General features: G+C 68.2%; 11 protein-coding genes. 7 read left to right on the top strand and 4 right to left on the bottom strand.

Going from position 1 to position 6,454, the window contains the following annotated elements; translation table 11 throughout:
* The 3 genes from ACZ34W_RS12180 to ACZ34W_RS12170 all read left to right on the top strand — a co-directional run.
* The coding region (locus ACZ34W_RS12180) for a YidH family protein (protein ID WP_465603483.1) at window positions 1-380 on the top strand (380 nt) is incomplete at its 5' end.
* A gap of 180 nt (window positions 381-560) precedes the next feature.
* Window positions 561-881 (top strand): Sec-independent protein translocase subunit TatA, encoded by a 321-nt coding sequence (tatA, locus tag ACZ34W_RS12175; protein ID WP_329488441.1) that lies wholly within the window; start codon window positions 561-563, stop codon window positions 879-881.
* 129 nt (window positions 882-1,010) lie between these two features.
* Entirely contained in the window at window positions 1,011-1,625 is a 615-nt protein-coding gene (locus tag ACZ34W_RS12170; protein WP_465603480.1) for a potassium channel family protein, read from the top strand.
* A 17-nt stretch (window positions 1,626-1,642) separates the two neighbouring features.
* On the opposite strand, the gene ACZ34W_RS12165 is transcribed toward ACZ34W_RS12170, so the two are convergent.
* The 4 genes from ACZ34W_RS12165 to ACZ34W_RS12150 all read right to left on the bottom strand — a co-directional run bounded on the left by ACZ34W_RS12165 (window position 1,643) and on the right by ACZ34W_RS12150 (window position 3,067).
* Entirely contained in the window at window positions 1,643-2,011 is a 369-nt protein-coding gene (locus tag ACZ34W_RS12165) for a VOC family protein (RefSeq protein ID WP_465603478.1), read from the bottom strand.
* 102 nt (window positions 2,012-2,113) lie between these two features.
* Complete coding sequence (locus ACZ34W_RS12160; RefSeq protein ID WP_465603650.1) at window positions 2,114-2,398, bottom strand: hypothetical protein; 285 nt, start codon at window positions 2,396-2,398, stop codon at window positions 2,114-2,116.
* Window positions 2,395-2,634, bottom strand: coding sequence for a hypothetical protein (locus ACZ34W_RS12155; RefSeq protein WP_465603476.1), 240 nt, complete (start codon window positions 2,632-2,634; stop codon window positions 2,395-2,397). Before ACZ34W_RS12155 ends, ACZ34W_RS12160 begins: the two co-directional genes overlap by 4 nt.
* A gap of 58 nt (window positions 2,635-2,692) precedes the next feature.
* On the bottom strand, window positions 2,693-3,067 hold the full coding sequence (locus ACZ34W_RS12150; RefSeq protein ID WP_359834087.1) for an ATP-binding protein: 375 nt from the start codon (window positions 3,065-3,067) through the stop codon (window positions 2,693-2,695).
* A gap of 325 nt (window positions 3,068-3,392) precedes the next feature.
* Between ACZ34W_RS12150 and ACZ34W_RS12145 the strand changes: the two genes are divergently transcribed.
* The 4 genes from ACZ34W_RS12145 to ACZ34W_RS12130 all read left to right on the top strand — a co-directional run bounded on the left by ACZ34W_RS12145 (window position 3,393) and on the right by ACZ34W_RS12130 (window position 6,280).
* Entirely contained in the window at window positions 3,393-4,259 is an 867-nt protein-coding gene (locus tag ACZ34W_RS12145) for a helix-turn-helix domain-containing protein (RefSeq protein WP_329488448.1), read from the top strand.
* On the top strand, window positions 4,252-4,455 hold the full coding sequence (locus ACZ34W_RS12140; RefSeq protein ID WP_465603474.1) for a DUF397 domain-containing protein: 204 nt from the start codon (window positions 4,252-4,254) through the stop codon (window positions 4,453-4,455). The genes ACZ34W_RS12145 and ACZ34W_RS12140 overlap by 8 nt, the downstream gene beginning before the upstream one ends.
* Window positions 4,456-4,757: 302 nt before the next feature.
* Window positions 4,758-5,441: a DUF6879 family protein gene (locus ACZ34W_RS12135; RefSeq protein ID WP_465603472.1), complete on the top strand. Its 684-nt coding sequence runs from the start codon at window positions 4,758-4,760 to the stop codon at window positions 5,439-5,441.
* Window positions 5,438-6,280, top strand: coding sequence for a helix-turn-helix domain-containing protein (locus ACZ34W_RS12130; protein WP_396485904.1), 843 nt, complete (start codon window positions 5,438-5,440; stop codon window positions 6,278-6,280). Before ACZ34W_RS12135 ends, ACZ34W_RS12130 begins: the two co-directional genes overlap by 4 nt.
* Window positions 6,281-6,454 lie beyond the last annotated feature (174 nt).

Raw genomic sequence — 6,454 nt, 5'->3', positions numbered from 1 at the left:
CGGGGCCGGGGCCGGGGCCGGAGGCGGACGGCGCGCGGTCGCCGGGCGGTGGCGAGCCGGACTACCGGTTCTCGCTGGCCAACGAGCGGACCTTCCTGGCCTGGATCCGGACGGCGCTCGGCCTGCTCGCGGGCGGCATCGCCGTCGACCAGCTGACCCCCGACGTCGCCCCCGCGCCGCTGCGGATCGCCCTGGCCGTGATCTGCGCCCTCGGCGGGGCGGTGCTCGGTGCCACCGCGTACCGGCGGTGGATCCGGGTCGAGGCGGCGATCCGCGCCGGGGCGCCACTGCCGGGCACCCGGGTCCTGCTGGTGCTGTCGGTCGGGGTGGCGCTGGTGGCGGCGGTGTTCTGCGGTCTCATCATCGGATACGGCAATTGACCCGGTGGCCGGAATTCATCACGGGGCCTGCGACTAATCGCCATCCGCCTGGTCAACACCTGGTTTTTGACCAGCGTTTCCCGACCGGTGTATACGTTCGCCTCCGCGGCCATGCATACTGGCCAGGTCGGGCGCTTTGCCCACCCGTGACTCTAGACAAGAAGGGACCGGTGGCCGGGGATGCTGCGGAACGGTCTTGAGCCCTGGCACCTCCTGGTGGTGCTGGCTGTCGTAATCCTGCTGTTCGGATCGAAGAAGTTGCCGGAGATGGCCCGTGGCCTCGGCAAGTCGATGCGCATCCTGAAGGCGGAGACCAAGGCGCTGCGCGAGGACGAGGCTCCGGCCGCGGACGCCGCTGCCGCCGCCGCGCCGGGTACGGCGCAGAGCACCGCTGCTCCGCAGGCGCAGACCGCGCCGCAGCAGCCCGTGGCCCCGCAGGTGGTCGCGCCGACCAATGTGACCAAGGCCACCGAGACCCCCCGGACCACGACCACGGCCTGAGGTTTCTCCGACCGAGCCCCCACCCGCAACGGTGGGGGCTTCGTCGTGTCCGGGCCCCGCCGTGGCCGACCGGTCCGTTCGGAGCAGCCCGGCGGGCGGGACCGGTGACACTGCGACAGGCTGAGCGGGATGTCCGCGACCCCGACCCCCCTCGCCCAGGAGCACCGCGTCGACGTGCGGGCCTGGTTCCTGCTGCTCGGCTCGTTCGCCGTGCTGATGCTCGCGTACTTCACGCTGCCGCTGCGCTACTTCGGCGAACGCCGCCCGGTCCTCAGCTGGCTCGTGTTCGCCGGTGTCCTGACCCTGCTGAGCGGCCTGCTGCTGGGCCGGGTCCTCGACCTGCTGCGCGGGACGGGCCGACGGCCGGGGCTGTGGCTGGTCGTGCTGATCTGCCTGTCGATGAACGTCTTCGCGGGCACGTACTACGTGCTGGCCGCCTCGGTGGGCGAGTTCGACGGCCTGCACACCCGGCTCGACGCGCTCTACTTCACCGTCGTCACGATGGCCACCGTCGGCTACGGCGACATCACGGCGGCCGGGCAGGGGCCCCGGCTGGTGGTGATCCTGCAGATCGTCTACAACTTCGTCTTCCTCGCGACCGCCGCCGGGACACTGACGCAGCGGCTCCGCACCGGATTGGAGAGCCGGATCCCCCGGGCGCAGGGCGTGGAGCACCGGCACGGCCTCCCCCGCCGCCGTCACCGGGCGGTGGAGCAGGACGAACACGACGAGCAGGGCGACTGACGGAGCCCGGCCGGCCGTCAGCCGTGGGTGGTGTCGATCACGCAGAACCGGTTGCCGTCGGGGTCTGCGAGGACGACGAAGTCCGGGTCCTCGGGGTAGCTGTCCCAGTCGACCGAGCTGGCTCCGAGGGCGAGCAGCCGCTCGATCTCGGCCGCCTGCTCGGCGGCGTCCGCCGTGTACAGGTCGAGGTGGACGCGGGGGTGCTCCTGGAGGGGCGATTCGCTGAGGCCGAGTGCCAGTTGCACGCCCGGCCCCTCGGCGGGTTCCAGGACGGCCCAGTCGTCCTCGACCTCGTCGCGGGCCGCGTAGCCCAGCGCCTCCGTCCAGAAGTCGACGGCCCGCCGCACGTCCGCGACACCCAACACGATGGATCCGATGGTCAACATGGGCCCGATTCTGCCCGGTCACGGGCGATGGGCACCGGGAATTCCGGCCGGGTCGCCCGGGGTGACGGGCGGATGGCCCATCACCCCGGTACGGGCGTCCGGTCAGTGCGGTGTGGCGTGGTGTGCGGGTTTCTTCTGGGGGGTGCGGTGGTGGGTTTCGGGGCCGTAGTGGCCGGCCTGGCGGGCGATCCAGGCGTATTCGTGGGTGCCGTCGGGGCGGGTGCGGAGTTCCCAGCGACCGTGGGGGGTGATGGGTGGGGGCGGTGGTGGGGGGTGGTGGTTGATCTTGAGGGTGGTGAGGACGCCGAGGGCGACGGTGGTGAGGGCGAGGGCGAGGAGGGTGAGGAGGGCCGCGCCGACGAGGAAGTTGGCGGTGCCGGTTCTCATCGGCGGATCCGCAGGACGCGGTGGCCGAGGTGGGCGGCGAGGTCGTGGAGGAGGTCGTGGGCCTGGTCGTGGGTGAGGGGGAGGGCGAGGTGTTCGCCGGGGCCGGTGTGGATGTCGAGGTCGACGGCGAGGCGGAGCTGGACGGTGGCGTCGGAGGCGTGTTCGACGGTGAGGTAGGCGACGGTGGTGCGCTCGGTGTGGATCGCTTCGGTGACGAGGGGGATCAGGACTCCCACGGCTGGTTCCTTCCGGTGTCGTGGAGGGGGTGCGGGGGATCGGGTTCGGGGGTGGTGCTCACGCGGCGGCGTCCAGTTCGAACCAGACGCGTTTGCCGTGCTTGCGGGGGTCGGTGCCGAAGCGGTGGGTAAGGGAGCGGACGAGGTGCAGGCCCCGGCCGGAGAGGGCGTAGGGGTCGGCGGGGGTGCGGGGTTCGGGGAGGTGGGGGTTGTCGTCGGCGACGGAGACGCGCAGGGTGTGGTCGCGGAGCAGGACGACGACGAGCGGGGCGGGGCTGCCGCCGTGGCGCCAGGCGTTGATGTAGAGCTCGCAGAGGGCGAGTTCGGCGTCGTGGATGAGGTCGTCGGGCCAGCCGGCGAGGTCGAGGGCCTCGCGCAGCTCCTCGCGGGCGGCGGACCAGTCGGGCGGTTCGGGCAGGGTGAAGGCACACATGAGGGACCTCCGAAGAGAGGCGGAGTGAAGTGGGTGCGGTGGAACCGGCGGATACGTCGCCGTGAGCCAGGCCGGGACGGGACTGGGAGTGCCGCGTACGGCTGCTCTGCGGTGCGCGGGCAGCAGGCGCCTACTGCCCTGGGAACGGGCGTTACTGACGATCCATCGGGTCGATGTGAGACGACCGTAGCGCATCACTGGGTCAACTTTTACCCAGAATCAAGATGTTCCCTCTACCGTGTTAACAACCGCCTGACCGCTGCCCAGATGGACCGACCAGCAAGCGGCGCGGCAAACTTGGAACGATCCCGCCCGAAAGGACGTCATGGCTGCACGCACGAACCCCACGCTCCGCCAGCGACGCCTGGGCGCAGAGCTGCGACGGATGCGAGAGCAAGCCGGGTTTGGCGGCAGCCAGCTCGGCCGCGCCGTCGGAATGAGCCCAGCGCAGGTCACGCAGATGGAGGCCGGGAAGATCGGCATCAGCGTGGACCGGCTGCGCACCATCGCTGCAACGTGCATGTGCATCAACGATTCACTGATCGATGCCCTCGCCGACATGATCACGGAACGCGCAAAGGTCGGTTGGTGGGAAGAGTACAGAGGCACTCTGGCCGCGGACTTCCTTGACGTCGCGGAGTTCGAAAGCCAGGCAACGAAGCTGTCCACCTACACGATGACGTTCATCCCTGGACTACTTCAAACCGGCTCATACGCCTCCGCCGTCTTCGCGCAGACCTTTCCGCCGCTTCCTCGCCATGAGGTCGATCTCCGGACAGCCTTCCGCATGCAGCGCCAACGCGCCATCCGATCCGGCGCCGTGCCCTACTCCGCATTCGTCCACGAAGCCGCACTGCGTATGCAGTTCAGCGGGCCGATTGTCCTTGCCGAACAGCTCGGCGCCCTCATCGAGGACTCCGAGCAACCGAGCATCTCGGTGCGAGTAGTGCCGTTCGACATCGCTGCCATGCCCAGCTCCAGTGACAACTTCACCTACGCCGAGGGTCCGATTCCCGAGCTCGACGGAGCGCAGACTGACACGGGTCTTGGTTGTCGACTCTTCGATGCCCCGGCCCACATGGCAAGGTTCCGATCCCTGCTCGCCCAGATCGCGTCGGCTGCCCTCTCCGAAGAGGAATCCCGAGACTTCGTGCGATCCATCAAGAAGGAAATGGAAAGCAAGCGTGGCTAGTACCGTGTGGCAGAAGTCCAGCTACTCAAGCGCAAACGATGAATGCGTCGAAGTGCGTGCCCTGGACGGACTGGTCGAACTCCGCGAGTCCGACACGGGCGCCGTCATCGTCCGCACCACCCCCCTCAAGTTCGCCAAGTTCCTCCAGGGCATCAAGGCCGGCGAGTTCGACCACCTCACCGACCCCACGACCTGACCCAATCGGCGGCCCTCGCTCAACCGAGCGAGGGCCGCCGCCCTTCGAAATCGGTCGGATCGACGTTCTGCAGGCATCGCTGTTGATCACTGCGCATCGACCATACGGGACCTCTCACCAGGTCCGACAGGGGAATCTCAGTTGCCCCGGAGAATATTCGAGAATCAAGGCCCCATGCAGGGCGATTCGCAGGCATCCTGGTTCAGCCTGATCAACACCGAGGGGAGCATGTTGTGAGTCGACGACTGCGGTACATCGGGAGCAACTCAGGGAACAACGGATGCCCGACACTCTACGAAGACGTGGAGACCGGGGACGTGTTGGTGCAGGGCAACACGGTGACCGACCCCGACGAAGTGGCCCAACTCCGCAACGTCAAGCCAGGCGAGGGATTCGTGATCGTGCCGCGCGTGCTGCTCGCCGACTTCTCTCCGCGTGACGTGGACCGCGAACCCGTGCTGATCAGCTTCGAAGAGTTCGACAGCATGTTTGAGAGCTTTCAACACACCGCCTTCCGGCTGGAGACCCGCCGCCGGTACCGCTCGGACGAGCAGACCGAGACCTACCGGCGTTTCGCCGCCGGACAGGCGCCCGGCTGGGACCTGGATGACCCCTGGTGCCGTTCGCGCCGCGAACAGGTGGCTCTGGCCAAGCGTTTCGAGCGAGTGAGGATCATGGACAGCCCTCCCACGCCCGGGCAGCGGTACCTCCTCGACAACGCCCAACGGAACGGTGCTGCCGGCGAGGACATCCGCTACCTCTGGCGGGCCGATGCCGACCGCCTGAGTCTTCCGAACGAGGACACGTGGCTGTTCGACTCCCGTGTGATCGCCCTGCTGCGTTTCGACGCCGATGACGACCTCATCGGCGTCGAACTGATCACCGACCCGGTGCAGGTGGCCCGCGCCTGTCAGGTCCGGGACGCCGCCTGGCACTTCGCCACTCCGCACCGCGAGTTCAGCGCTGGGGTACCGTCCGGCGGGTGAGCACCGACTTTCAACAGGCTCGAATCGCCCTAGGTCTGCGGCTCCGTGAGCTGCGGACCGAGGGCGGTCTCACGGGTCGGCAGTTGGCCGACCGCCTGAGCTGGCCGCAGTCCAAGGTCAGCAAGCTGGAAACCGGTCGACAGACGGCCACCCACGACGACCTCAAGGCCTGGGCCGAAGGCATCGGCCAACCTCAGGTGGCGTCGGAGCTGGCCGCTCGACTACGGGTCTTCGAGTCGCACTCCCGCTCCTGGCGGCGGCAGCTCGCCGCAGGACACCGGTCGGTACAGGACACGCTGACCGTCGAGTACGAGCGCTCGACGGTCTTGCGCGCCTGGGAAAGCTCCATGATCGTCGGAATGCTCCAAACTGCCGACTACGCCCGGCACGTGTTCAATGCGTACGTCGACCTTCACCAGTCACCACGTGATGTCGAAGACGCGGTACGGGCCCGGGTTCAGCGGCAGGAGAGCCTGTACCGGCCGGGCAAGCACTTCCGCATCGTCATGTGGGAGGCCGCGCTGCGCTCCATGGTCGCTCCATCAGCCGTGATGGCCGCACAACTCGACCGACTCAGCGGTGTGATCGGGCTGGATACGGTGTCGCTGGGTGTCATACCGTTCGAAGCTCCGGTCAAGCTTCCCCCTGCCAATGGGTTCTGGATCTACGACGAACGGCTCGTCATCGTTGAGGACTGGCACGCGGAACTGTGGCTGGACCAGCCGAACAACGTAGCTCTCTACTCGCGTGTATGGGAGACCCTGGCTGGCGCAGCCGTGTACGAATCGGGCGCCCACCGGGTCATCACCCGGTGCCGCAGGGCCCTCGGAGCCATCTGAGGAATCCGCGCGAACCTCGGCCACCGTGCCTGGAATATTCGAGAATCACCCACCCACCAGCGGCTTTCGTGCACCTAGCGTGCTTGTCATTGGCGTCGATCATTGACGCCCCTTGTTCGCCCCCGTCCCGGTGCGACCGGGACGGGGGCGAACAAGACGCAGGCCGGGTCGGGG

This window comes from Kitasatospora sp. NPDC022856, assembly GCF_055561235.1.
Note: the sequence above shows the minus strand (reverse complement) of the source record. Positions and strands in the feature narration are given on the sequence as shown.